General features: G+C 62.1%; 20 protein-coding genes, 1 tRNA gene and 1 pseudogene. 15 read left to right on the top strand and 7 right to left on the bottom strand.

What is annotated here, in order from left to right:
• Positions 1-375 precede the first annotated feature (375 nt).
• Positions 376-1,401: a hypothetical protein gene (locus tag ACOQPC_RS14265; protein ID WP_420606376.1), complete on the top strand. Its 1,026-nt coding sequence runs from the start codon at positions 376-378 to the stop codon at positions 1,399-1,401.
• A gap of 156 nt (positions 1,402-1,557) precedes the next feature.
• Here ACOQPC_RS14265 and ACOQPC_RS14260 read toward each other — a convergent pair whose 3' ends face one another.
• Together ACOQPC_RS14260 and ACOQPC_RS14255 are read right to left on the bottom strand one after the other, a co-directional pair.
• Positions 1,558-4,734, bottom strand: coding sequence for a TonB-dependent receptor domain-containing protein (locus ACOQPC_RS14260; protein ID WP_420606375.1), 3,177 nt, complete (start codon positions 4,732-4,734; stop codon positions 1,558-1,560).
• Positions 4,735-5,363: 629 nt separating this feature from the next.
• Complete coding sequence (locus ACOQPC_RS14255; RefSeq protein ID WP_420606374.1) at positions 5,364-5,936, bottom strand: hypothetical protein; 573 nt, start codon at positions 5,934-5,936, stop codon at positions 5,364-5,366.
• Between the two features lie 329 nt (positions 5,937-6,265).
• Here ACOQPC_RS14255 and ACOQPC_RS14250 point away from each other — a divergent pair, with 329 nt between their 5' ends.
• Both ACOQPC_RS14250 and ACOQPC_RS14245 read left to right on the top strand, forming a co-directional pair.
• Complete coding sequence (locus tag ACOQPC_RS14250) at positions 6,266-6,802, top strand: nuclear transport factor 2 family protein (RefSeq protein ID WP_420606373.1); 537 nt, start codon at positions 6,266-6,268, stop codon at positions 6,800-6,802.
• A 26-nt stretch (positions 6,803-6,828) separates the two neighbouring features.
• A complete protein-coding gene (locus ACOQPC_RS14245) occupies positions 6,829-7,980 on the top strand; it encodes an aspartyl/asparaginyl beta-hydroxylase domain-containing protein (protein WP_420606372.1) in 1,152 nt (383 codons plus the stop codon).
• A 14-nt stretch (positions 7,981-7,994) separates the two neighbouring features.
• Here the strand turns inward: ACOQPC_RS14245 and ACOQPC_RS14240 are convergent, their stop codons facing one another.
• Together ACOQPC_RS14240 and ACOQPC_RS14235 are read right to left on the bottom strand one after the other, a co-directional pair.
• Entirely contained in the window at positions 7,995-8,867 is an 873-nt protein-coding gene (locus ACOQPC_RS14240) for a LytR/AlgR family response regulator transcription factor (RefSeq protein WP_420606371.1), read from the bottom strand.
• 314 nt (positions 8,868-9,181) lie between these two features.
• Positions 9,182-9,502 carry a glutathione S-transferase gene (locus ACOQPC_RS14235; protein WP_420606370.1) on the bottom strand — a complete coding sequence of 107 codons (321 nt, stop codon included), beginning with the start codon at positions 9,500-9,502 and terminating at the stop codon, positions 9,182-9,184.
• A 513-nt stretch (positions 9,503-10,015) separates the two neighbouring features.
• Between ACOQPC_RS14235 and ACOQPC_RS14230 the strand changes: the two genes are divergently transcribed.
• Together ACOQPC_RS14230 and ACOQPC_RS14225 are read left to right on the top strand one after the other, a co-directional pair.
• Positions 10,016-10,636: a TetR/AcrR family transcriptional regulator gene (locus tag ACOQPC_RS14230; RefSeq protein WP_420606369.1), complete on the top strand. Its 621-nt coding sequence runs from the start codon at positions 10,016-10,018 to the stop codon at positions 10,634-10,636.
• Between the two features lie 96 nt (positions 10,637-10,732).
• The gene (locus tag ACOQPC_RS14225) at positions 10,733-11,227 is read left to right on the top strand and encodes a DUF3224 domain-containing protein (RefSeq protein WP_420606368.1); all 495 of its coding nucleotides are present in this window, start codon (positions 10,733-10,735) and stop codon (positions 11,225-11,227) included.
• A gap of 110 nt (positions 11,228-11,337) precedes the next feature.
• On the opposite strand, the gene ACOQPC_RS14220 is transcribed toward ACOQPC_RS14225, so the two are convergent.
• Positions 11,338-11,691 (bottom strand): sensor histidine kinase, encoded by a 354-nt coding sequence (locus ACOQPC_RS14220; RefSeq protein WP_420606367.1) that lies wholly within the window; start codon positions 11,689-11,691, stop codon positions 11,338-11,340.
• Complete coding sequence (locus ACOQPC_RS14215) at positions 11,672-11,935, bottom strand: hypothetical protein (RefSeq protein ID WP_420606366.1); 264 nt, start codon at positions 11,933-11,935, stop codon at positions 11,672-11,674. The genes ACOQPC_RS14220 and ACOQPC_RS14215 overlap by 20 nt, the downstream gene beginning before the upstream one ends.
• Positions 11,936-12,080: 145 nt before the next feature.
• Between ACOQPC_RS14215 and ACOQPC_RS14210 the strand changes: the two are divergent.
• Positions 12,081-12,161: pseudogene (locus tag ACOQPC_RS14210) on the top strand (alpha/beta fold hydrolase); the annotation flags it as partial.
• A 396-nt stretch (positions 12,162-12,557) separates the two neighbouring features.
• On the opposite strand, the gene ACOQPC_RS14205 reads toward ACOQPC_RS14210, so the two are convergent.
• Positions 12,558-12,634, bottom strand: a tRNA-Arg gene (locus tag ACOQPC_RS14205).
• 174 nt (positions 12,635-12,808) lie between these two features.
• Here ACOQPC_RS14205 and ACOQPC_RS14200 point away from each other — a divergent pair.
• From ACOQPC_RS14200 to ACOQPC_RS14160, 9 genes are all read left to right on the top strand, one after another.
• Positions 12,809-13,915: an S-(hydroxymethyl)glutathione dehydrogenase/class III alcohol dehydrogenase gene (locus tag ACOQPC_RS14200; protein WP_420606365.1), complete on the top strand. Its 1,107-nt coding sequence runs from the start codon at positions 12,809-12,811 to the stop codon at positions 13,913-13,915.
• A gap of 24 nt (positions 13,916-13,939) precedes the next feature.
• Positions 13,940-14,332: a VOC family protein gene (locus ACOQPC_RS14195; protein WP_420606364.1), complete on the top strand. Its 393-nt coding sequence runs from the start codon at positions 13,940-13,942 to the stop codon at positions 14,330-14,332.
• Positions 14,333-14,337: 5 nt separating this feature from the next.
• Complete coding sequence (fghA, locus tag ACOQPC_RS14190; RefSeq protein WP_420606363.1) at positions 14,338-15,174, top strand: S-formylglutathione hydrolase; 837 nt, start codon at positions 14,338-14,340, stop codon at positions 15,172-15,174.
• 174 nt (positions 15,175-15,348) lie between these two features.
• Positions 15,349-16,881 carry a CoA-acylating methylmalonate-semialdehyde dehydrogenase gene (locus ACOQPC_RS14185; RefSeq protein WP_420606362.1) on the top strand — a complete coding sequence of 511 codons (1,533 nt, stop codon included), beginning with the start codon at positions 15,349-15,351 and terminating at the stop codon, positions 16,879-16,881.
• 69 nt (positions 16,882-16,950) lie between these two features.
• Positions 16,951-17,907 carry a polysaccharide deacetylase family protein gene (locus tag ACOQPC_RS14180; protein ID WP_420606361.1) on the top strand — a complete coding sequence of 319 codons (957 nt, stop codon included), beginning with the start codon at positions 16,951-16,953 and terminating at the stop codon, positions 17,905-17,907.
• Between the two features lie 70 nt (positions 17,908-17,977).
• Positions 17,978-18,490 carry a hypothetical protein gene (locus tag ACOQPC_RS14175; protein ID WP_420606360.1) on the top strand — a complete coding sequence of 171 codons (513 nt, stop codon included), beginning with the start codon at positions 17,978-17,980 and terminating at the stop codon, positions 18,488-18,490.
• A gap of 241 nt (positions 18,491-18,731) precedes the next feature.
• Entirely contained in the window at positions 18,732-21,887 is a 3,156-nt protein-coding gene (gene ileS / locus ACOQPC_RS14170) for an isoleucine--tRNA ligase (RefSeq protein WP_420606359.1), read from the top strand.
• A gap of 181 nt (positions 21,888-22,068) precedes the next feature.
• Complete coding sequence (locus ACOQPC_RS14165) at positions 22,069-24,336, top strand: glycosyltransferase (protein ID WP_420606358.1); 2,268 nt, start codon at positions 22,069-22,071, stop codon at positions 24,334-24,336.
• A gap of 41 nt (positions 24,337-24,377) precedes the next feature.
• Positions 24,378-25,661, top strand: a complete 1,284-nt coding sequence (locus tag ACOQPC_RS14160) for a glycoside hydrolase family 130 protein (protein ID WP_420606357.1) — start codon at positions 24,378-24,380, stop codon at positions 25,659-25,661.
• The last annotated feature ends 151 nt before the right edge of the window (positions 25,662-25,812 follow it).

The following is a 25,812-nucleotide window of genomic DNA, read 5'->3' as shown; positions in this document are numbered from 1 at the left end:
CGGAAGCTGATCCTTCCGGAGCGCAGCTTTCGGTAAAAAGTAGCCACTGCGGGTAATCATTTACTCGTTCGGCGCGTAAAATTTTGTCTGATCCTAAGATTCGACAGAGATGTAATCTAGGGCTCGTAGCTATCGATAATGGATAACTGGACCTCTTGAGCAATTGACCAGTGTATAGAAATTGTGAGACCGCGAGAACGTATGACAAACTCTATACTAATCGCTTTTCTAGACGTCGCGACCCTTTGATGCGCGTAAATCGCGAAGCAATCGCTGCGTGCAGCTCTCGCAGGGACCTCGTAGTTGGCTCTGGTGCAGCTCAATACCGCGGCAGTGCACGTACACATCACCCGAGGCTATAGCGGTGTTAGGGCAGTGAGCGTCCTGCCGACATCGGCCATTGCTGCCGACCCTGAATGGCTGTCTCATCGGCTCGCGCCGGGGAATGGGCTGTTCTTCCGGCATGTGACCCGCGATCGACATCGCGCCGTTCCCTTTCTCACCGACGAGCATCTTGGCGCTGATGGCCAGACCGTCCGTCGATCATGGAACGACAGCCTTTCCGCAGCCCCGATTGGTCCGGTTCACTTCATTTTCCATTCGGCCTTCTGCGCCTCGACGCTGCTCGTCAGGGCGTTTGATCTTGAGGGTGTCGCCATGGGGCTGAGCGAACCGGTCATCTTGAACGACATCGTCGGCCGCCGCCGCCGAGGAGAGATCGACGTTCAGGAAACCGGCCGGTTGTTCGACGGCGCGCTCGCCTTGTTGGGACGCCCGTGGTCCGCCGGTGAGGCCGTGATCATCAAGCCTTCCAACATCCTCAACCCGCTTGCCGCGGGGCTGCTCGCGCTCCGGCCCCAGGCCAAGGCCATCGTCCTCTTCGCGCCTCTCGAAACGTTCCTCGTCTCGGTCGCGCGCAAAGGCATGCATTGCCGGCTGTGGGCGCGTGAGTTGATCGAAGGGTTGATCCACGAGGGCGTGGCCGATCTCGGCTTCACGCCAACCGACATCTTTCGCCAGACCGACCTGCAATGCGCGGCGGTCGGGTGGCTGGTCCAGCATCGGTTGTTTGTCGAGCTTCTCAATCGCTACGGCGCCTCGCGCGTCTGCTCCCTAAGCAGCGAGGACCTCCTCGCTGACCCGGTCGCGACGCTCACCGCTGCTGGCTCGCATTTCGAGCTGGCGGTCGACCGGATGATCGCATCGCAAATCGCAGCCGGACCGGTCTTCTCGCGGCACAGCAAGTCCGGCGAGAGGTTCGACCGAAACCTGCGGACGTCAGCTTATGAAAAGGTCCGATCAGCTCACGGTGATGAAATCGCAATGGTGGTCGAATGGGCACGAGCGGTGGCCGCGGCGGCAGATTTGCCGTTCGACCTGGATGGAAGGCTAGCAGGATGACCCACGGACAGGAATCTTCCGATTCTGAATCAACAGCATCGATTAGAGGAAGTGAAGAACATGTAAGTGCTGTAGCCTTCCATCAATCGGATCTACGCTCTTAGCCAAAACAGGGGGCGGCGTCTCGTCGCCCCCCTGTTCTGCTGAAGAAGGTGTTTAAAAAGCGACTTTGGCGGTCACCGCAAAGCGGCGACCCAGCGCATCGTACGTTGATGGATAAGTGTTACCGCTGTTAAAGGTCGTCGTTCCAACGGTATTGCCTACAATAGGGGGCTGAAGGTCGAACAGGTTCTGCACCGTGAATACGAGTTCGAACTGTTCGGTCGCGCGGAAGCGTGTTGCCAAGTCGAAGTAACTGCGCGCTCCAATGGTTCGAAACGCTGGATCGACAACGCAGCCATTCGGATCCGCTCCACTGGGATCTGGGCAGCCCGTCGCAGGGTTGGTTCCAGCAGCAACCGCGGCGTCGAGTTCGTCTTGAAATTGTTGCCGCTCATAGCGGACACGGTCGATGAACCGCCACAGCAGCGAGACGTCGACATCACCGATCGAGGCGGTGGTACGTTGTGAAAACTGGAACTTTGGCTGGATCGAGCCCGAGGCCACGCCCGGTGAAGGCGCACAGTTGTTGCTGTAAAAGCCAACGCATTCGCGATTGATCGCCGTGGGGGTTGCCTGGAATTTGGTCGAGTGGGTGTAGTTACCGACAAAGGAGAACGATAGGCGTGCCACGCCAAAGTCGCGGCGGTAATTCGCGATCAGGTCGATGCCATCGGTGAACAAGCGACCGAGATTGCTGTTCTGCGCGAAAAGGCCTGGCGTCGTCGCAGGGCTGCCATCGAGCCCGCCTGTCGTCGGATTTCGACGGATGACGGTGCAAGCAGGATCGGTGGCACTGGCGGCGGTTACGTTTCCGAAGCAGGCGGCGACGAGGTCGCCGGGAAGGGGTGCGCCGATCGTGTCTTTGACCCGGATATTGTAGTAATCGACGCTCAAATTGAATCCCGGGACGAAATCGGGCTGAAGAACGATACCGAGAGTATACGTATCGGCCTTTTCCGGCTGCAGGTTGATGTTGCCGCCGGCGTTGATGTTGGCCTGTCCAGCCGTCGGATTGGTGATCGCACCGATGGTGCCTGCCGGAGCGCCTTGCGCCAGGCACACCGACCGCAGGTTGGCGTTGGTGGTAGGCGCCGCACCTGCACACGGATCGATGCCAAGGTTGGTGAGGCCCACCGACAGGGGCGTGAACAACTCGCCGATGTTGGGTGCGCGGACGGCACGGCTGTAGTTGCCACGCAGTTTAACGCCGTTTAGCGGCTCCCAGCTGCCACCAGCCTTGTAGGTCCAGGTATCATAGCCGGGACTGCCCGCGGCATCGATCTCATATTTTGAATACCGCGCTCCAGCCTCCAGCGTGAGGCTTTCGAACAGCGGCCGATCTTCGATCAGCGGTGCGATGACCTCACCAAACGCCTCGTAGACGTGATACGCGCCGCGGAATGGCGTCGTGGCACCTCCCGCACCCCCCAACTGGCCGGGCGTCTGAGCAAGGCTGTCGGCCGACTGCTCCGCCGTGTAGCGGCGATATTCGCCGCCCAGTGCAACACCGATCGGATTGGTCGCCGACGGCAATCCGAAGCCGAGATCGCCCGAGATCGTTCCCTGCACCTGGCCGAGCGTGGTTTTGTTCGCCGCGGTGGCGTTGGTCGACAGGAACGATGCCGCTTGGGGACTGATCGTGCCGGCGTTTCCAAAGATATTGACGGGCACGCAGTTGTTGGACGTATCCTGACACATTGGGCTGGTCGCCGTGCCGTTGACCAGCAGTCCTTGGCGGAGCCGCGAGGTCACGACGTAGTTCTGAAACGTCTGCGTGTTTTCGCTTTCGCCGTAGGAGCCGTTGACGTCCCAGTTCAGGCTGCGGGTAAGCTCACCACCGATGCCCATGTGATAATCGAACACCTGCGTTTGATAGTCATTGAGGCGTGAGCCGACCTCGACCGTTCTGCGGTTTAACGTCACACCGACCGTGCGGTAATTCGGATCGGCCGGACCTGTTGCGGCCGCGGCCGCCGCGCACTGGGCGGGGGTGAACCGAGGTGTATAGACATTCTGCGGTGAGCCGGTGGGCGGGCCGCCGGGGGTTCCCGGCGCCGGCGCGACATTGAACGAGCAAAATTGATTTCTCAAGCCTGTCGGCAAAAACGGATTGTTCAGATTGATCGTGACGTTTTCGCCGAATGATCCAGACGGTGCCACAATCGTGCTGACCTTGTTCTTTGAATACAGGCCTCGGGCGTAAGCGCGGATACGATCGGTAACGTCGTAGTTGGCCTGTCCGTAGATGTTGAACCGCTCAAAGGGTGTCTGGAAGATGTTGAAAGGGTTGAAATTGAACGGCGCGAACAAGCTTTGCTCTGCGAAGCCCGTTGCCGGATTGATCTGACGAAGATTGTTGTTGCCGACAGCTGGATCAGTGCTCGGCTGACCTGTTGTCGGGTCGAGAGGCCGCGTCCCGCTAAACCGCGACGGGACCGCGGTTCCGGAACCGGTTTGCGTACCGGAGAAAGAGTCGATCTGGAATTCCGAGAAATCGCGGTCGCCTTGGTAGATGGGGTTAGCGCGCTGGTAGCCGAGGCTAAGGACCGCGTTGCCGCGGCCATCCTCAAAATTGCCGCCGACCGTCGCGTCCACCCGGAATATGTTGCCGTCGCCGCGCTCGGTAATTTGCTCGGATGCAGCCACCTCGAGTCCGGTAAAATTGCGCTTGGTCACGAAATTCACGACGCCAGTGATCGCGTCGGCACCGTAAGTCGTAACCGCGGCTCCGGTCAGGGCGTCGACGCGATCGATCAGCGCTAGCGGGATGTTGTTGAGGTCGACCCGACCAACGAAATTCGACGGAACTATGCGCGAACCGTTAAGCAACACGATGTTCCGATTTGACCCAAGGCCACGGAGATCGACATATGATGCGCCGCCATTGCCGTTATTTACCGCCGAGCCGATGTTCGGGACAACGCCGGGCAGTTCGCGCAAAACGTCCTCTGCCGTATTCGACTGACGTAAGCCAATTTCGTCCGATGTGGTGACGTTGACCGGGGTGGACTGCTCAAGGTTCGGATTCTTGATTAACGTACCCGTCACGACGATGTCGCCTGGTTGCTGCGTTTCCGGCGTCTGAATTCCGGGGTCCTCGGAAGTGGTCGTCCCTGGAACCGGCTGTGCACCCGTCGACTGCGCGTGAGCGGGGGCGCTCGCAATGGCTAGTGCGATCGCTAGCGGCGCGGAACCTGCCCGAAGGGCAAAAAGGCGGTTTGATCGTGTCATGGTGAACTCCCTGGTTAGCGATCCGTCGCTGGTGGTCGCGCCGGTTTCAGGGATCAGATTTGCTAGTTATTTTCCGTTGGTAAATAGTCTTGAGGGAATCGATAGTCACAAATCGGCCAGTCGTTGTACCCGTGTCACATTTGATGACGTTGAGCTGCATTTAATTGCCGTTCGGCAGAGTTTACTAACGAGAAAGCGTGAGACCTTGGGAATAAGCTGGTCCAGCAATCGCTACGATGTCCGAAACTCCACGCCTTGCGGGCCGGTTCTCAATTAATATGATCCAGTCAGTTCGGCATATTGCGAACTTTGTTGTACCGTTGCAACTTGACTTTCGATCTCGCGCTCTTTTCGTGGAACCGACGGTTCAACCGCTTTTTTGTGACGTTGGGCAACGGGACGGTAGCTATCGGAATCCATTCGCCGGACCTCTTATTCGGCCTAGCTTGAGGGTCTGTACCTGCAGATCGTCCATCAAGTTCTTAAACCACCGGGCATACATGATGCTGCAATTCAACGCTGGTGCACTTACCCATCCCGATTTCGCTCAAACCACTGAGGGTCGAGCGGCAATTCCGACTATCGCCAGTCATGGGTCGGCCAAATGCTCAGGGCGGTCACAAGGTCGCCTAGTCGATAAGGTCATCTCGTCGTCCGCTGAGATTACTGTATGTGCGGACGACGGCAAAAGATTCACGCTGACCAGCGTCGGCGCTCGCGCGAGCGACATCAGCGCCGTCTACTCCCGCTATATGCTCCGAAAGGAGGTCTCTGACTGGTGCTGCGAGCTGGTCCGATCGTCGGATCCGTACCTCCATCCGCAAAATCCCTTTCTGCGAATGCCCAGTGAGCGCTTCTGGCTCGAATGGACCGCAGAAGGGCCGGGACAAGGAAAAATGGGGATGTTGGTGCATGCGGCGCCGAATGGGCGCAGCGGCGTAATCACCGGCTATTATGAGAGGGCCGATGGCCAGGCGGATCTCCTGATCCTGGACACCCATTTCGATCTTGACGGCCCGATCGTCAGGGGCATGAACGACATCGATCGTTTCGGGTTCAGAAATGCCGATCATCCGCAGCTGAATCCCCTGTTCGCCCATTCCGTAGCCGTACTTGACCCGTCTTGGACTCCCTATCTTCGTCATACACGTCGCGGAACTTTTCGGCAGTCCGTTACCGAATGCATCGAACACGGTTGGCACCTGCTGCCCTTCGTGCTCGCCTTCTCGGCGCTGATGCAAAGTCAAGGCACGCTGCGCGCGATACCGTCCGACCTTGCAAGGTTGAACCGCAGGCGCAGCAGGCAAGGACGCCCGGAGCTGCAGGAGCACCTCGAGGTGCGCCTCGATCTATCCAGACAGACTGCCGCAGTCGAAAGGGGCGCGACACCGGGAAGTTCGCGTGCTGCGCCTAGACTGCATTATGTAAGGGGTCACGTCGTCCACCGGAGAGGCCGCTCGTTCTGGCGGGCGCCCCACCTCCGCGGTAGGGCAGACGCTGCGATTATGACTAGGACGGTACACGTGAGCGGATGCCCTACCGCGATGATCCTGCCGGATATATCGCAAGGGAAAAGCTGATGACTATTGCGACACTCCCGGCTCACACCGCCTCCGCAACAGTTTTGGAAGCACCTTCGCGTACCGCCGAGGCCGACGCGGCTATCGTATCGGCGCTTGATCTTGCTTTCCAAGCCGCGGTCAAGCGCAACGACGCCTCAGCGATCGACCGGATCCTGCATCCGACGTTTTACCTTGTCCTAGGCAACGGTTCGGTGGTGACCCGCGACGAAGTCATCGCGGAGGCGCGAGCAGGGCTCATCAATTACGAGGTCCAGGATGAAGATCCCGGCACGCAGACTGTTCGCGTTTGGGGCGACACGGCGATCGTCACCGCTCGCCTCCGAATTCGCGGTATGCGCGAAGGTATTCGGTTCGATCGGCTATTGTGGTTCAGCGACACTTACGTGCGCACGCCGGGGGGATGGAAATACGCCTTTGCCCAAGCCTCGCTTCCGCTTCCAGGCGAAGGAAGCGAGCGAACGCAAGCGCATGCCGGGGGACTGTGAGTCGCCTCAGTCGAGCTGAGGCCGAAATGCTGACGCGGGAAGCAATCGGCGCACTGCGCCGGCATGACCCGCTACTCGCACAGTCTAAACTCGACCTGTTGGTGGCGGGCGCCGCGGATTACCCTATCCCTTGGACCTTGATCGCGCAGGCCGCCGAAGCCCGTAAGGACGGTGACGCTGCAGAGGCCGCGCTCAGCCGGCAGCTCGCGATCGATAGCCGGGACCTTGCCGCATTGCTCATGATGGCGGCATCGAGAGCGCGTCGCGGTGATGATCGAGCGGCGCAGGCCTTCTATCGAACCGCGTTCCAGGTAGCGGTCCAACCTGACTCTAATATAACGCCCGCGCTCGCAGCCATGCTTCGTACGGGCGAGGCGTTCGTCGCGCAGTCTGATTGCCGGTTCGCCGCGCATGTCGAACAGGCGATTGCCAGTCTTGAAATCGGAGGGCGCGCGCCAGCCGCTCGGTTGCACCATGCGCTAGACCTGCTTTTCGGCCGCAGTGAGTTGCATCTTCAGCAACCGTCGATGTTCTACTTCCCTGGGTTGCCCCAACGTCCCTTCTTCGAGCGCGGCGAATTTGCGTGGGTTGCCGATCTGGAAGCCGCCGCTCCCGCCATCCGTGAGGAAGTGTTGACGATCCTCGCCGACGGGGCCGGGCTTGAGCCTTATGTCGAACGCACGATTGACCGTCCGGCGCCGGCCAACCACTTGATGAACGACCCGCGCTGGAGCGCCTTCCACATCTGGCGGGGTGGACAGCTCGTGATGCCGAACGCAGGCCTTTGTCCCAATAGCATTGCAGCGCTGGAGCGATTGCCGATGCCGATCATTCGGAACCGCTCGCCGATGGCGCTCTTTTCGGTTCTGCGACCCGGCACCCGCATCCATCCGCACCATGGGCTGCTCAACACTCGACTGATCTGTCATCTACCGATCATCGCGCCGCAAGATTGCGGCCTTCGCGTCGGCGCCGAGACGCGGAACTGGCACAATGGCGAATGCCTGATTTTCGATGACTCGATCGAGCATGAAGCCTGGAATCATAGCAATCAAACCCGCGTGGTCCTCCTATTCGAAGTATGGCGACCCGAGTTGGACGAGCCTGAGCGAACGGCGCTCGCGGCGATCTTCGAAGCAATCGACAGCTACCGCGGTCCGCAGCAAGATGGCCATTAGTCCGCCCGCTGCGTCTATCGAGTGGATCGGATAAGCCGCAATTTCAGCGCCTTGCCATAGACCCGTCCGAGAGGGTGCTGACTTCCGTCCTTCAGAACCACTGCACGGCTTCCGGCACGGGCCTGCGTTATCTTGTCGATACAATCGATATTCACCACTGCCGATCGATGCACGCGAATGAAAGTCGACGGATCCAATTTTTTCATCAATCGATCGAGCGACGAGCGCAGCAGATGCTCCCGACCGTATGCGCGTATGCACGCATAGTCGTCTTGCGCCACGATGCTTTCGATTGCGTCCGTGGGTAATCGTACTTGGTCACGTCCACGTTCACGAACCCATAGGGCGGCCTCGTATCCCCGGTCTAGCGGTTCGGACGGCGTTTCTATTGGTCGTAGATAATCGCGCGCGGACCGGACGTCCGGTCCATGACGATAGCTTGGGAGACAGCGGCTAGCCTTACTCAGCACATGCTCGAGCTTGAGTGGATCGCAAGGCATTAGCAGATATCCGATCGCGCCGATCTCGACCGCGCGGAGAGCGTAGCGGTCATCGTGGGCAACGAGGGCGATCAAAATTCCATTCTCGGACGTCAAAGCCGCAGCCGTTTCGATCCGTTCGCGGCTATTGGCGCTGACGCCCAGGAACAGGATGTCGGGTCCACTGCGAACAATCGCGGCACGAAGATCGGTGGCTTCAACGGTATAATAAACGATTTGAGCTCCACGGTCCGCGACCAGTACCGCCAACTGCCGCGCCGCGTCCGGGCTGTCGGCGGCGATCGCGACCCGGATCGGCATCCCATCCATCGCGACATTGTCGGCGCGTTCGCGCGACGCGGGCACAACTGGATACCGGGATGGACAGGTGTTCGCGAGCATCTCCATGCTCAAAACGCTACGCGATAGCCAGAGTTCGTGCTTTCAAGAAACTACGGTTGCATTGGGCATGGGCTCGCATTTTCGCATATCTGCGGCGTCACCGGTGGGTCGCGATCATACTGGAGATATGCAGGTGGTTGCGGACCAGCAGACCGTCAGCACGCGGTTGAGTGTTGACCGTCTCGCTGCGCTTGGGGGATCGCCAATTGTGACGAATCCGATGTCAATGTCATCAGGTCGCGACAGCCCGCAAGCCCTCAGCGGTGAGCCGTCATTAATCATTTACCTTCGATCGACTGCACCCTGCTCCTGAAAAACCGCTAGTTGAGCGTCAAATGCGCACTTGAAGGCGGGCCGCGCCTGGGCGCGGTAACGTAGGCGAAAAGGTTCGGAAACTCGTTTAGAATTGTCGATCCGTCTAACCGGCGCAACACTCCCACCATCAGAAGGTCTCCAGCGCTGAACGCGCCATGGAGCCAGTCGGCATTCCCGAGGCGGCGAGAAAGATCACCCAGCCGATCACGAATACGATCCTCCACCATATACTGCCGCTCCTCAAACCAACTCCTGTCGCATTCCAAGACCGTGGCGTTTTCGCGCACTACGATCGGCGGTTCTGCCGTGTTCAGCGCGGCAAACATCCAGGTAATTGCGCGAGCTCGGGCGTTCGCATTGGTTGGCAGCAGGCCATCATGGCGCTCCGCGATGTGGAAGATAATGGTTCCTGACTCAGCATCGCGTTAAGCCTAAAAAAGTAAGACAAAAAACCACGTAAAAACTATGGTTTAGGTAAATTCAGATCCCCAAAAAGACTTACACATGTCTTGCACAATTTGGAGTTCTCGAAATACCAATCGAAATCCATCTCCTGAAGGATGGGGCGCTTCACGTCTATCGACGTGAGAACAGTCGCTTCTGGCAATGCGCGACCTACTTGGGCAGCCGCAACCATCGACAGACGACCAAGGAAGAGAGCCTCGCCGCTGCGAAGGATTTTGCGCGCGACTGGTATATGGAGCGATGCGTCGAGGCGGCGCCAGTCTTGTCGAACCGATTAAAATGGGACAGGCGCTGGCTCCAAGCAGCGTTTGCAACCTGACGTTGTAGCCTCGAAGACATTCCCGAAGCCGCGAGTCCGGGTTATTCGGTAGCTGATGCCTCGAATTACACCAGCGCGCCGCGCCGATCGCCGGGCGGAAATCATCAACGCGGCGCGGCGCTGTTTCGCGCGGCTCGGCTTTCATCGTACTACGATGCGGGACATCATCGCCGAAGGCGGGTTCAGCGCCGGTGGCGTCTATCGTCACTTTCCGTCCAAGGATGCGATTATAGCGGAGATTGCGATCCGCAGGCGCGCCTCCGAGGACGCGCTTATGGATTCGTTGCACGCGCTCCCGGATCCGGTCGGCGCCATAGTGGCGTTGGCGCGAACGCTGGTCGAGGCGCTGGAAACCGATGAGGGTGCTGCGGATCGCCGTGTCGGCACGCAAATCTGGGCAGAGGCGCTGCATGAGCCCGAGATGCGCGGCCACGTCGTTGCCGGGCTGGCGGTGCCTATTCGCCATGTCACCGCGCTCGTGGCGCGCGCGCAAGAGCTTGGCCAGTTCGACCGCTCGCAGTCGCCCGACGCGCTCGCTCGCGCGCTGATAGCCGCGTTCCATGGCACCGTTTTGCAGAAGCTTTGGCAACCTGAATTGCCGATCGAGCCGATGGTGACATCGCTCCAGGCGCTCGTGAACGGCCTTGCCAAATCCGGAAACAAGCGTCGTCGCTAGCAGTCAGGAACTTTGCCCCGCGATCCGAGTTTAAGGGAACGATCGTTCTCTTAACCCACCTTGGGGCGATGCGCGTCGGGCTCAGTTTTCGAGGGAGTGTGGACGGCCATGCGAAATGTGACACTGATGTTCCGATTTCTCGATTGCCTTGGCTTGGCGATAGTCTGGACGGTATCGCCTGCGCATGTTGCCGTCGCGTCTGGCGCGCCTACCAATGCGCCAGCAGAATGGCATCATGCCAAGGGTACCTTCGAAGTCACCGTCAAACAGGAAAGCGAAACGCGTTTTGCGATGTCGAAATCGTTCTCGGGCGCATTGGCCGGCACTTCGAAAGGGACGATGATCGCGGATAATCTCGTCACTGCCTACGCTGCGCTCGAACGGTTCGACGGCACACTCGACGGGCGTAATGGCAGCTTCGTGCTGCTCCATCGCGGCATCATGAGCGAAGCGGAAGGGATGAAACTCGATATCGTCATCGCGTCCAATTCCGGCTCGGGCGAACTGGTGGGCATCCGCGGCGCGCTCAAAGTCAGGATCGAGGGAGGCAGGCACTATTACGATCTGGCCTATACACTGCCCCGGAAATGAAGCACTATGTCGCGCTCCCTCCGGCAGTCAACTTGGGCGGCCCAACATACTGCCCATGACCGCGCTCAAGGCCATGTGCGAACGCGCGATGACGGCCTTGATCCTGTGCGTCACAGCGCTTGCCCCGGTAGGAGCGCCGGTAGTTCGAGCGCGATGCGAAAGCCGGTACCTGCAGCAGTCGTAATCTCAACCCGGGCATCGCTGTTGAAAAGCGCGTCGATCTGCCGACGCGTGGCCGCGATGCCCACTCCAGAGCCGAACTCGTTTGTCAGATGCGCGCATCCCACTCCGTCGTCCGCAACCACCAAGGACAAGCGATCCCGTTCGATCGTTGCCGCCACTCTGACCGTTCCGCCGTTCGGACACTGATCTATCCCGTGCCGGACGGCATTCTCGACCAGGGGTTGGAGCAAAAGCGGGGGTACACCGCAATCAAGCGCGTCATCATCGATCGCCGCCAGCACGTGCCAGACGGCAACGCCCGAAGAAATTGGCCCGTGCCGCAGGCTGCAGCAAGATAACGGCGATCCCGACCACCGCTGTCCATATCACGGCAAAGGTGCACGCCGCCGCGAGATGGCGGAGCAGCCCGGTGATGACGGGCGCACGCGACAGGCGCGGGGCGAAACCCCATGCCAGTCGCCCGAGGACGGAGGCGGGCGTGAGTTCGACCAATGTGGCGGCGAGCACGTTGTCCCAACCCCGCAAGCCTTGGACAAGGAAGGCGGCGCAGAAGATCGCGACCGGCAGGCCAACGACGAAGGTCAGCCGCAGGATGAGTTGCGCCTTCCGGCACCGACCAGACTCCTGACCGTCAACCAGATGCTCGCCGACTTGGACCCAGGTTGTCGATATTGTTCGCGCGAGGACAGGTAGATCGAAAATCGTTCTAGTTGGCCATAGCTGGGGGTCGGCTCTGGGACTGCTTTATGCGCGCCAACGTCCCGAGAAGGTGGCCATGTTCAATGCGATCGAGAACGGCGTCATCGACGTAAGCGACCCATCGCTCAAGGATCGCATTGCCGAGCTGACCGCGACGCGGGACCAGGCCAAAGGCGATTCCGAGCGGGCACTGGCGCATATCGTGAAGATCGAACCGACGATCACGCCGGAGAGCCTGCGCGCGTTCGCGGCCGCACTCCGCAAAAAGCTGCGCAACGGCGACGGCACGTTCGCCCGCGACACGGTGCGCGCAGTCGCGCAGCGTGTCGAGGTCGCGAGCCGGAACGAGGTCCGCATCCGCGGCCAACGCAGCGAGCTGCTCCGAACCCTAACCGCCGCCTCTGGCGTAGAGGCGGCGGTGCTAGGCGTTCGTGGTTTTGAACCGAAATGGTGCACCCGACAGGATTCGAACCTGTGGCCTTCGCCTTCGGAGGGCGACGCTCTATCCAGCTGAGCTACGGGTGCCTGGGCGAAGCGTTTAGCAGCGTGGGCACGGCTCGCCAAGCGGGCATGTGATGGCTGTTCGCCTTGCACAGGGACTCCGGGCACTGGACTTCGAGCACTGGGGTTTCGGCGGAACCGGCTTTCCGGCACTCGGTTGGTATAGCAACAATCGCCGAAGTAAAGGATTCAGCTTTCATGAAAACCCGCGCCGCCGTCGCCTTTGAAGCCAGGCAGCCGCTCGAGATCGTCGAGCTCGATCTGGAGGGGCCGAAAGAGGGCGAGGTGCTGGTCGAGTTGATGGCGACGGGGCTGTGCCATACCGATGCGTACACGCTGTCGGGCGACGATCCGGAGGGCAAGTTCCCCGCCGTGCTCGGCCATGAAGGCGCAGGGATCGTGCGCGAAGTGGGGCCGGGCGTCACCGGCGTGGCCGGGGACGATCATGTTATCCCGCTCTACACCCCCGAATGCCGGGAGTGCGAATATTGCCTCAATCCCAAGACAAATCTGTGCCAGAAAATCCGTGTCACCCAGGGCGAGGGGCTGATGCCCGACGGCACGTCGCGCTTCCGCTACAAGGGCGAGACGATCTACCACTATATGGGCACCTCGACCTTTTCGAACTTCACCGTGCTGCCGGAGATCGCGGTGGCGAAGATCCGCGACGACGCGCCGTTCGACACGAGCTGCTATGTCGGCTGCGGCGTGACCACGGGCGTCGGCGCGGTGCTGAACACGGCCAGGGTGGAGCCCGGCAGCCGGGTGGTGGTGTTCGGGCTCGGCGGGATCGGGCTCAACGTGATCCAGGGCGCCCGGCTGGCGGGGGCAACGCAGATCGTCGGTGTCGATTTGAACTCGGACCGCGAAGAATGGGGCCGCAAATTCGGGATGACCGATTTCCTCAATCCGAAAGTTGGCGGCGATATCGTCGAGCGCATCGTGAAACTCACCGGAGGCGGGGCGGACTACAGCTTCGAGTGCATCGGCAACACCGATGTCATGCGCCAGGCGCTGGAATGCTGTCACAAGGGCTGGGGGGAGAGCATCATCATCGGCGTGGCCGGCGCGGGCGCCGAGATCGCGACGCGGCCGTTCCAGCTGGTGACCGGGCGCAGCTGGCGCGGCACCGCCTTTGGTGGCGCGCGCGGGCGCACGGACGTGCCCAAGATCGTCGACTGGTATATGGATGGCCAGATCCAGATCGATCCGATGATCACGCACCGGTTCAAGCTGGAGGAGATCAACGAGGGCTTCGACCTGATGCATGAGGGGACAAGCATCCGCGGCGTGGTGGTTTACTAATGTTACCGAAAAAGGAGAGAATCCATGTTCAATCATGTCATGATCGGGTCGAACGACCTGGAGCGATCCAAGGCATTCTACACGCCGCTGGTCGGTGTGCTCGGCGGGCGCGAGCCGATCCCGAACGAGCGGCTCGGCGTTCGCCGGCTGTTTTACGTCCATGACGGCAACACGCTGGCGATCACGGAGCCGCTCAACGGCGAGCCGGCGACCACGGCCAACGGCTTTACTATCGGCTTCAAATGCAGTTCGCCCGAGCAAGTGGCCGAGCTGCACGATGTGGCGCTCGCGAATGGCGGCACGACCTGCGAAGACCCGCCCGGCTTGCGCGACGCCGGGGCGATCGGCAAGGTCCATCTCAGTTACTTCCGCGATCCGGACGGGCATAAATTATGCGGCTTCCACCGCGAAGGTTGAGCGGTTTGAAAATCCTATCAACCAACGCATCGCACGGCGGCGATCAGGGCGTTTATCGACATGCCAGCGACAGCACCGGCACGGACATGACATTTTCCGTGTTCGTGCCGCCGCACGAGGCGGGCGTCGAGCTCCCCGTGCTCTGGTATCTTTCGGGGTTGAGCTGTACCCATGCGAATGTCACCGAAAAGGGTGAATATCGCGCGGCTTGCGCCGATGAAGGCATCATCTTCATCGCGCCGGATACGAGCCCGCGCGGCAAGGATGTGCCGGATGAAGAAGGCTATGATTTGGGCAAGGGTGCCGGTTTCTACCTCGATGCGACCGAGGAGCCGTGGGCCGCGCATTACCGGATGCGCAGCTATATCGAGGATGAGCTGCCCGCTCTGATTGCGGCGGAATTTCCGATGGCGGACATGAGCCGCCAGTCGATCACCGGCCATTCGATGGGCGGTCACGGCGCGCTCACCATCGGCCTGCGTGGCGGCGAACGGTTCCGGTCGGTGTCGGCTTTTTCGCCGGTGGTCGCGCCGATGCAGGTGCCGTGGGGCGAAAAGGCGTTCTCGAAATATCTGGGCGAAGACCGCGCCGCGTGGCGTCAGCACGATGCTTGCGCGATGATCGCAGACGGCGCACGCGTCCCCGAACTGCTGGTCGAGCAGGGCGCGGCAGACCAGTTTCTGGACGAGCAATTGAAGCCGGAATTGCTGCGGGAAGCCTGTGAGAAAGCAGGCATAGCCCTGGCGCTGAACATGCGCGAAGGCTATGACCACAGCTATTATTTCATCTCGACCTTTCTGGGCGATCACGTCCGCTGGCACGCCGAGCGGCTGAAGCGCTAACAATATTGCGAAAACACCGTCATCCCGGACTTGCTCCGGGATCCAGGGCCTAGTGGCAGTGCCATCTCGCCCTGGATTCCGGGTCAAGCCCGGAATGACGACAATTGCAAACGAACACTATGCGCCCTCATCCGTTATAGCCGCAACCAACGAATCGTCTCAGGAGACACTCCCATGCGCACCATCGACCATTTCATCGCAGGCGAAGCAGGCGGCGGCGGATCGCGCACGTCGGACGTGTTCAACCCCAATGACGGCAGCGTGCAGGCGCGGGTGCCGCTGGGCGATGCGGCGGTGCTCGATAAAGCGGTGAAGGCGGCGATGAACGCGCAGCCCGAATGGGCCGCGACCAATCCGCAGCGCCGGGCGCGCGTGTTCTTCCGGTTCAAGCAGCTGGTCGAGGCGGATATGGAAAATCTCGCCGAGATGCTCAGCAGCGAGCATGGCAAGGTGATCGCGGATTCGCGCGGCGACGTACAGCGCGGGCTCGACGTGATCGAGTTCTGCTGCGGCATCCCGCATGTGCTGAAGGGCGAATATACCCAAGGCGCCGGGCCGGGCATCGACGTCTATTCGATGCGCCAGCCGATCGGCATCGGCGCGGGGATCACCCCGTTCAACTTTCCCGCGATGATCCCGATGTGGATGTTCGGCCCCGCCATTGCGGCGGGCAACGCGTTCATCCTGAAACCCAGCGAGCGCGACCCCAGCGTGCCGCGCCGCCTCGCCGAACTGTTCGTCGAAGCCGGCGCGCCCGAGGGCATCCTTCAGGTCGTGCAGGGCGACAAGCAGATGGTCGACGCGATCCTCGACCATCCGATGATTGCCGGCGTCAGCTTCGTCGGAAGCTCCGACATCGCGCATTATGTCTATCAGCGCGGCGTGGCGGCCGGCAAGCGCGTGCAGGCGATGGGCGGGGCGAAGAACCACGGCATCGTCATGCCCGACGCCGATCTCGATCAGGTGGTGAACGATCTGTCCGGCGCGGCCTATGGTTCGGCGGGCGAGCGCTGCATGGCGCTGCCGGTCGTCGTGCCGGTGGGTGAGGCCACCGCCGAGCGGCTTAGGCAAAAGCTGCTCCCCGCGATCGAGGCGCTGCGGGTCGGCGTCTCGACCGACAAGGACGCGCATTACGGCCCGGTCGTGAACGCCGCGCACAAGAAACGCGTCGAGGACTGGATCCAGAAGGGCGTGGACGAGGGCGCGGAGCTGGTCGTCGATGGCCGGGGGTTCAAGCTGCAGGGTCATGAAGACGGCTTCTTCATCGGCCCGAGCCTGTTCGATCACGTCACCACCGACATGGACAGCTACCGCGAGGAAATCTTCGGCCCGGTGCTGCAGATTGTTCGCGCGAAGGATTTCGAGGAAGCCGTCGCGCTGCCCAGCAAGCATCAATACGGCAACGGCGTCGCCATCTTCACGCGCAACGGCCACGCGGCGCGCGAATTCGCGCAGCGCGTGGATGTCGGTATGGTCGGCATCAACGTGCCGATCCCGGTGCCGGTCGCCTATCACAGCTTCGGCGGCTGGAAGCGCTCGGCGTTTGGCGACACCAACCAGCACGGCATGGAAGGCGTGAAGTTCTGGACCAAGATCAAAACGGTGACGCAGCGCTGGCCGGATGGAACCGCCAACCTGTCCGATCAAGCCGAGGATGGCGGGCCGGCACGCAACAACGACGCCTTTGTTATTCCAACGATGGGGTAACGCCGCACGCGTTTCGAAGGAGCGCGACAGAAGCTATGGAGCCCCGCGTCGGTTGTGCTAGCAGGAAGCATGAAACATCTCCTGCTCTGCATCGCCGCCGCGTGGCTTTTGGCATGTGCCCCAGCCTCGGCCCAGGACCAGAAACGCATCGCGCTCAGTTTCGACGATGTGCCCCGCGCCGCCGGGGCATTTCTGACGCCGGACCGGCGCACGGTGATGCTGATCGCCGCGCTGGACCGGGCCGAGGTCGAGCAGGCGGTGTTCTTCGTCAATCCGGCACATCTCGATTTGCCGCAGGGCGCGGGCGGGGAGGACCGGATCGACGCTTATGTCGCGGCGGGCCATGTCATTGCCGATCACAGCAACACCCATCCGCATCTCAATGCGCTGAGCGCCGCCGCCTATCTCGCCGATATCGATGCGGCGGAGCTCTGGCTGAAGGGCCGCAAGGGCTACCGCCCCTGGTTTCGCTATCCCTTCCTGGACGAAGGCCAAGGTGACAAGGCCAAGCGCGACGCGGTGCGCGCGGGGCTAGCGGCACGCGGGCTCGGCGATGCTTATGTCACCTCCGAAGCATCCGACTGGAACATGGAGAATCTCACCCTCGAGGCAAATGCAGCTGGCAAGCCGATCGACCGGGAGGCGCTGCGCGATCTCTATGTCCAGTCCCATGTCGAGGCGGCGGAATTCTACGATGGCCTGATGCGGCGGGCGACGGGGCGGTCGCCGGTTCATGTCATGCTGCTTCACGAGACCGATCTGGCCGCGATGTATATCGGTGATCTGGTGGCGGCGTTGCGCGCGGGGGGCTGGGACATCGTGAGCGCGGACGAGGCCTATGCCGATCCGGTAGGACAAGAGGCGACGCGCTACGACACACCCTCGGCGCAGGGCACGCTGACCGAGATGCTGGCCTGGCAGAAAGGCCTGCCCGCGCCGCGCTGGTATGACGGCAATACCATCGCCGTCGCCAACCGGCGCTTTGCCGAGCGCGTGCTGCACGAGGAGGCTGCGCCCACGCCTTGACGAAAGCGGTGGTGGAACCCTTCCATCGCTGCCAAGCGTTAGCTCCGCTCAACCGCCGAAAGGACAGGTCATGAAGCGTTCCTATTTGATCGCCGCGCTCGGCATCAGCCTCGCCGCGTGCAACAGCGGCCCGGTCGACGAGCCTCTCGCGGCTGACGATATGGCGACCCCCGCGGTCACCAACGACACCGCCGCGCCCGCCATGCCGCCCGCCCCCTCGGCCACGGTGCCGGTGGCGGACGACGAAACCGGAGACAGTAGCGCCATGGCGACGATCCCCGCCGCGCTGCAGGGCCGCTGGGGCATCAATCCGGCCGATTGCACCACCACCAACGGCGACGACAAGGGGCTGATTACGGTCGGTGCCGACCGGATCCGCTTTTATGAATCCACCGCCAGGCTGGGCAAGATCAGCGAGTCCAGCGACAGCCGTATCGTCGCAGATTTCAGCTTTTCGGGCGAGGGCCAGAGCTGGACCAAGGGCATGACGCTCGACGCACAGGACGGCGGCAAGACGTTGATCCGGCGTGAAACCGGCGAGGATGCGATGCCGGGGCCTGAGCGCTACAGGAAATGCGGCTGAACTAGCGCGCACGAGTTTCCATTGTTCGTCATGCCAGCGAAAGTTGGCATCTCGGGCGTTTTCGCAATCAGGCCTGAGACCCCGGCTTTCGTTGGGGTAACGAGCGATTTGGTGGTCGGTTTACGAAACAAAGAACCAGCTATGCACTGATCGCGGACATGCCCGGCCTTTGTTGCATTGCACCGCGCCGCCGATTACCTGAATGGCTCGCCATCCGGCCTTGCCATCGAAAGCGCCCATTGTGTCCAAATCCTCGCTTTATCCCGCGATCGATCCTTCGCCCGACGTTCCGCGCATGGAGGCGGACGTGCTGGACTACTGGAAGCGCGAGCGGATTTTCGAGCGATCGGTGGATGAACGCCCGGCGGAGATCGACGGCGAGACCAACCAGTTCGTCTTCTATGATGGCCCGCCCTTCGCCAACGGCCTGCCGCATTACGGGCATATGGCGACCGGTTACGTCAAAGACCTCGTGCCCCGGTTTCGTACCATGCAGGGGCGGCGCGTCGAGCGACGCTTCGGCTGGGACTGCCACGGGCTGCCCGCCGAGATGTCCGCCGAAAAAGAACTCGGTATTTCGGGGCGCCTCGCGATCCTCGATTACGGGATGGACAAGTTCAACGATTATTGCCGCGAGTCCGTGCTGCGCTACACCAACGACTGGCAATATTATGTCGAGCGCATGGGCCGCTGGGTCGATTTCGAGAACGACTACAAGACCATGGACCCCGGTTTCATGGAGTCCGTGCTGTGGGCGTTCAAGACGCTGCACGACAAGGGGCTGGTCTATCGCGGCAGCCGCGTGGTACCGTACAGCTGGGCGATGCAGACGCCACTGTCGAACTTCGAGACGCGGCTGGATAATTCGTACCGCGAACGTCAGGACCCCGCGCTCACGGTGCTGTTCAAGCTGACCGAGCCGCTCAAGGACGGCAAGCCCGCGAGCCTCGCCGCCTGGACCACCACGCCGTGGACGCTTCCGTCCAATCTCGCGCTCGCCGTCGGGCCGGAGTTCGATTACGCGATCCTGGAAAAGGACGGCGAGCATGTCGTCATCGCCGAGGCGCTGAAGGAGGCCTATGCCGCCGAGCTGGAAGGCCATGAGCAGGTCGGCACCGCCAAGGGCAGCGAGCTGGCCGGGCGGCGCTACGAACCGCTGTTCCCGTTCTTCGCCGACGCGGAAAATGCGTTCCAGGTGTTCGCAGCCGATTTCGTGACGCTGGAGAGCGGCACCGGCATCGTCCACACCGCGCCCGCCTTCGGTGAGGACGATATGGAGCTGGGCCGCGCCAACGGATTGCCATTGATCGCTCCCGTCAACGACGAGGGCAATTTCACGTCCGAAGTGCCGCCCTATCAGGGCATGAACATCTTCGACGCGAACAAGGACATCATCCGCGATCTGAAGGCCGCGGGCGTGGTGCTGCGCCACGAGACGTACCTTCACAATTACCCGCATTGCTGGCGCACCGACACGCCGCTGATCTACAGGGCGATCGACGCCTGGTATGTCGAGGTGACCGCGTTCAAGGACCGGATGGTCGAGCTGAACCAGACGATCGACTGGATTCCGGGCCACGTAAAGGATGGCCTGTTCGGCAACTGGCTGGAGAATGCGCGCGACTGGAACATCAGCCGCAACCGCTTCTGGGGCTGCCCGATCCCGGTCTGGTTGAGCGACGATCCGGCCTATCCCCGCACCGATGTCTACGGCTCGCTGGACCAGATCGAGGCCGATTTCGGGCGCCGCCCCGACGATCTGCACCGCCCGCATATCGACGGGTTCACCCGCCCCAATCCGGACGATCCCACCGGCAAATCGACCATGCGCCGCGTGCCCGAGGTGCTCGACGTGTGGTTCGACAGCGGATCGATGCCGTTCGCGCAGCTGCATTATCCGTTCGAGAACAAGGAGCGGTTCGAGCAGAACTTCCCGGCGGATTTCATCGTCGAATATATGGCGCAGACGCGCGGGTGGTTCTACACGCTGATGGTGCTGTCGACCGCTTTGTTCGACAAGGCGCCGTTCCGACACGTGATCTGCCACGGCGTGGTGCTGGGCGAGGACAGGCAGAAGCTTTCCAAGCGGCTGAAGAATTATCCGGACCCCACGCAAGTGCTCGCCGAACATGGATCGGATGCGCTGCGCGTCTATATGATGAGCAGTTCATTGCTCTCGGGCGGCGATCTCATCATCCATTCGGACGCGCGCGGCGTGCAGGATGCGCTGCGGCGCACGATCCTGCCGCTGTGGAACGCCACCTATTTCTTCACGCTCTACGCCAATGCCGATGGCTATCAGGCGCAGCTGCGCACCGACAGCAGCGACGAGCATGACCGCTATATCCTGGCCAAGACGCGCGAGCTGGTCGAGACGCTGACCGCGCGGCTGGAAGCCAACGATATTCCGGGCGCCTACGGCCTGATCGCGCCGTTTCTCGAGGTGTCGAACAACTGGCACATCCGCCGCAACCGTTCGCGCTTCTGGGGCGAGGAGGTGACCGCCGACAAGCGCGATGCGTTCGATACGCTCTACACCATGCTCGTCACCGTCAGCACCGCGCTGGCGCCGCTGATGCCGTTCGTCACCGAGACGATCTATCGCGGCCTGACCGGCGAGACCTCGGTGCATCTGGCTGCGTGGCCGGACGTGTCGAACTTCCCGCAGGAGGCCGATCTGATCCGCGACATGGACCTGGCGCGCGACGTGTGCGGTGCCGGTCTATCGACCCGCGTGCGCCAGCAGATCCGCCTGCGCCAGCCATTGCGCGGCCTCACCATCGCGCATCCCGAGGTGGACCGCCTGCGCCCGTTCGCGGACACCATCGCCGACGAACTCAACGTCAAGGCCATCGCGTTCGAGACCGATCCGACATCGGTTGGCGATCTGGTGCTCAAGGTCGATCCGCGCCGCATCGGCAAGCGGCTCGGCCCCAGGATGAAGGATGTGATCGCCGCCTCCAAATCGGGCGAATGGACCCGCCGCGACGATGGCGTGGTCGAGATCGCGGGCGTGGAGATCGGCGAGGAGGATTACGACCTGCGCGTCACCACCTCGAACAAGCAGCAGGACGCCCAGATGTTCGACGGCGGGCGCGGCACGGTGGTGCTCGACCTGGAGCTCGACGAGGCGCTGCGCGACGAGGCGCGCGCGCGCGATTTCGTGCGCCACGTGCAGGACAGCCGCAAGGCCGCCGGGCTCGACGTGTCGGACCGTATCGTCATCCGCGCCGAGGCCGATGGCAACCTCGCCCGCGCGCTCGATACCCACCATGAATATGTACTCGGCGAGACGCTGGGCACGGAACTTCGGTTGGGGGATGCGGGAAAAAGCGCCGAAGCGTTCCAGATCGACGGTGAACAAACTCGCATCGCCGTTATTCGCGTTGCCGCCTGATCGATAGTCCGGATAAACATAGCCCATTGAGTCAATCGGTTAGCAGCGCGCAATAAAAGACGCAGCGGCAAACCTAATCTATGCTGCGTTGCAACCAAATCGCCATAAGAGCATTGTTATCGTACCCGGTCCGAAGCTTCTATTTGCTTTCAGGGCCGGCCCCTCCCGTTGGAATGGGCCTATGGAACCGAATGTCGCATCGCTTTCCCGTCCGGGAATTATTCGTCATATCGCGCTGATCGGCAACGCGCTGCCACGTCGTTGCGGTCTGGCGACTTTTACCAGCGACACCGCTGCGGCGATCAGCGCGGCCTTTCCCAACGTCGCGCTCGACCATTATGCGATGGACGACGGCACCGGCGTAGACTATCCGCGCGACATCCGCACCATCGCGATGAACGACCGTGCGGCCTATGCCAAGGCCGGGCGCGACATCGCCATGTCCGGCGCGGACATCCTTTGGGTTCAGCACGAATATGGCATTTTCGGTGGCGCGGCTGGCGACTGGCTGCTCGATCTGCTGGATGCCCTGTCGATCCCCGTTTTCACCACCTTGCACACGCTACTGGAAAAGCCGTCCGCCGACGAGCGCCGCGTGCTGGATCGCCTGATCGCGCGTTCCTCCCGGCTGATCGTGATGGCGGACAAGGGCCGCAAGATCCTGACCGAGACTTTCGGCGTCGATCCGGCGATGATCGAGGTGATTCCGCACGGTGTGCCAGATCGCGGCTTCGTCGATCCCGACACCATGAAGCCGCGCTTCGATCTTGCCGGTCGCCGCGTGATCCTTACGTTCGGGCTGCTCGCGCCGGACAAGGGCATCGAGACGATGATCGCGGCCATGCCCGCCATCGTCGCCAAGCAATCGGACGCGGTGTATGTCGTGCTCGGCGCCACGCACCCCAATCTGAAGCGTCGTGAAGGCGAGGCTTATCGCGAGCGCCTGATCGCGCAGGCCGCGGAGCTTGGCGTTGCGGGTCACATCCGCTTCGTCGATGCGTTCGTCAATATGCCCGATCTGCTTGACTGGCTGCAGGCTGCGGACGTCTATGTGACGCCTTATCTGAAAGCGGGCCAGATTACCTCGGGCACCCTCAGCTATGCCGTCGGCCTGGGCAAGCCGGTGGTGGCGACGCCGTTCGTGCACGCGCGCGAAATCCTGTCGGGCGATCACGGCGTGTTGGTCGATTTTGCCGACAGCGCCGCGCTGGCCCGCGAAGTCGCCCGGCTGCTCGGCGACGAAATCGCCCGTAACCTGCTCGCCCGCCGGGCCTATGCGCTCGGGCGTACCATGCTGTGGGAGCGTACGGCGCACCGCGCGATGGGTCTGTTCGAAGAGGTCGCACGCGCCAAGCGCATCCGTCTCGTCAAGGAAGAGGGCGCCGCTTATCTGAAGCCCGATGCGTCCGCGGTGATCCGGATGAGCGATGCCACCGGCATGCTCCAGCACGGGCATTATTCGATCCCGGATCGCGATCACGGCTATTGCCTCGACGATAACGCCCGGGCGCTGATCTTGATGTGCCGCATGCAAGGTCTCAATGCCGCCATCCGCGCACAGTGGAGCAACGTCTACGCCGCGTTCATCCAGCATGCGTGGAACGCAGATCGCAAGATATTCCGCAATTTCATGAGTTTCGACCGGCGTTGGCTCGAAAGCGAAGGCTCCGAAGACAGCGCCGGCCGGGCGATCTGGGCGTTGGGCGTAGCCGGTTTCGAAGCCGCCGAGCCGCGCCACCGTGAATGGGCTGCATGGCTCTACGATCAAGCCGCTCCGATGATGGAAAATACCGGTTCCCCGCGCGCGATGGCCTTTGCCATGCTCGGTGCAGCGGCAATGGCCGAGGCCAAGCCGGGGCACGATATCTCCGCGGCGATCCTCGAGCGTTCCGGCGGCGAGCTGATGCGTCTGCTGACGGCGGCGCGGCGGCCGGATTGGTCCTGGTTCGAGGCGATGCTCGCTTACGACAATGCCCGTTTGCCCGAAGCGCTCATCCGTGCCGGCATGGTTTCGGATCGCCAGGATTATATCGATTGCGGGTTGGAGACGCTCGACTGGATCTTGCGGAAACAGCATGCGCCCGAGGGCCATTTCCGCGCCATCGGCTCGGACAGCTTCGGGCGGCTCTATCAGGCGCCGCAGCGGTTCGATCAGCAGCCGCTCGAGGCGCAGGCGGTAATCGATGCCTGTTCGGCGGCCCATGGCGCGACCGGCGATCAGCAGTGGGCCGATGCCGCGCACCGCGCCTATCGCTGGTTCCTCGGCGAAAACGATCTCGGCCTGATGGTCGCCAGCCCCGCCGACGAAAGCTGCCACGACGGCTTGGTGCCGATGGGGGTCAACCGCAACCAGGGCGCCGAATCCATTCTCGCGCTGCAGCTGTCGAGCTGCGCCGTGGCACGGCTGCCGAAGCGATCCAATGAACCGATCGAGGCGAATGTCGCGTAATATGAGTTGAGATTACCGCGCCGTACCGGCAAGCGGGGCGAATGTTGCAGAGCTATGATCACGCGCTTCGCCTCCATGCCGACCCTTCGCGGGTCGTCGTACGGCCGTTTCATTTGGCCTGGCAGGCCTCGGGCCTCGACCAGAGCCGTTCCGAGCGATTGGTGGCCGAAGTGCTCGAAATGGAGGATCGGCAAGCGGCCAAGCAGCTGACCGCCGTGCTCAAGGATTTCGAGCCGCGCCACTGGCAGACCCGGCGGGTGTTCATGTCCCGCTTCGAGGAGATCGACGCGCAGCTGGACCGGCCGCTGGGCGATATCGGCGATACCAAGCGCCAGCTGATCGGCGCCTATTTCTGCCATGAATACAGCTATGCCGCCGCCGCCATCATGAACCCCAGCGTGGTGCCGCATTACGATCAGACCGGCATGCCCGACGGATCGACGCGTTTCATCATGTCGCTGCGCACGGTGGGCGAGGGGCACATCAGTTCGGTCGCCTTCCGCGAGGGGATCGCCACCGACCGGGGCAAGCTGAAGCTCGCGCCCGAACCGCCGTTCGCGACCGCCGCCGATACGGCGACGGGCGAGGAAGAGATACCGGAGGGCCCGGTTACCGTCATCCGCCACCGCGACAGCACGCTGTCCGGCACGGTGCTGTTCCCCATCACCGCCGCGCAGAAGAACGGGCTGGAGGATTTGCGGCTGGTCCAGTTCACCCACGAGGACGGTTCGACCGAGTGGCTGGGAACCTACACCGCCTATTCGGGGCGCGAGATCCAGTCCGAGCTGCTGCGCACGCGCGACTGGCGCCATTTCGATCTGGTGCCGATCGAGGGCGCGGCCTCGCGCAACAAGGGGATCGCCCTGTTTCCGCGCAAGATCGGCGAACACTATATGGCGATCGGGCGGCAGGACGGCGAAAATCTGTTTCTGCTGAAATCCGATTCGATCGAACGCTGGGACGGCGGCGACAAAATCCTCGAGCCCAAATATCCCTGGGAGTTCGTGCAAATCGGCAATTGCGGCTCGCCGATCGAACTGGACGAGGGCTGGTTGCTGCTCACCCACGGCGTCGGCGCGATGCGCAAATATTCGATCGGCGCGGTGCTGCTCGACAAGGAGGATCCGTCGCGGGTGATCGCCCGCGCCAGCGAACCGGTCCTCGCCGCGGTCAAGGAAGACCGCGAGGGTTATGTGCCGAACGTGGTCTATACCTGCGGCGCGATGCGGCTCGGCGACCTGTTGTTCCTGCCCTACGGCATCGCCGACAGCTCGGTCGCGTTCGCCTTCGTGCCGATTTCCGAGATGCTGAAGCAGTTGAAGTGACGCGAACCTTCTCCCGCCGGGGCGGGAGAAGGATACGCAGCCTTGCCGGCTCACCCGCTGGCGAAGTTGCCTGCCCCCGCGAAAGCGGGGGATGAGGGCGTGCTGCAACGGCTTCCCCTCACCGCTGCGACTAAATTCGCTACGCTCATTA

This window comes from Novosphingopyxis sp., from assembly GCF_965218915.1.
Lineage (GTDB): Bacteria > Pseudomonadota > Alphaproteobacteria > Sphingomonadales > Sphingomonadaceae > Novosphingopyxis.
Note: the sequence above shows the minus strand (reverse complement) of the source record. Positions and strands in the feature narration are given on the sequence as shown.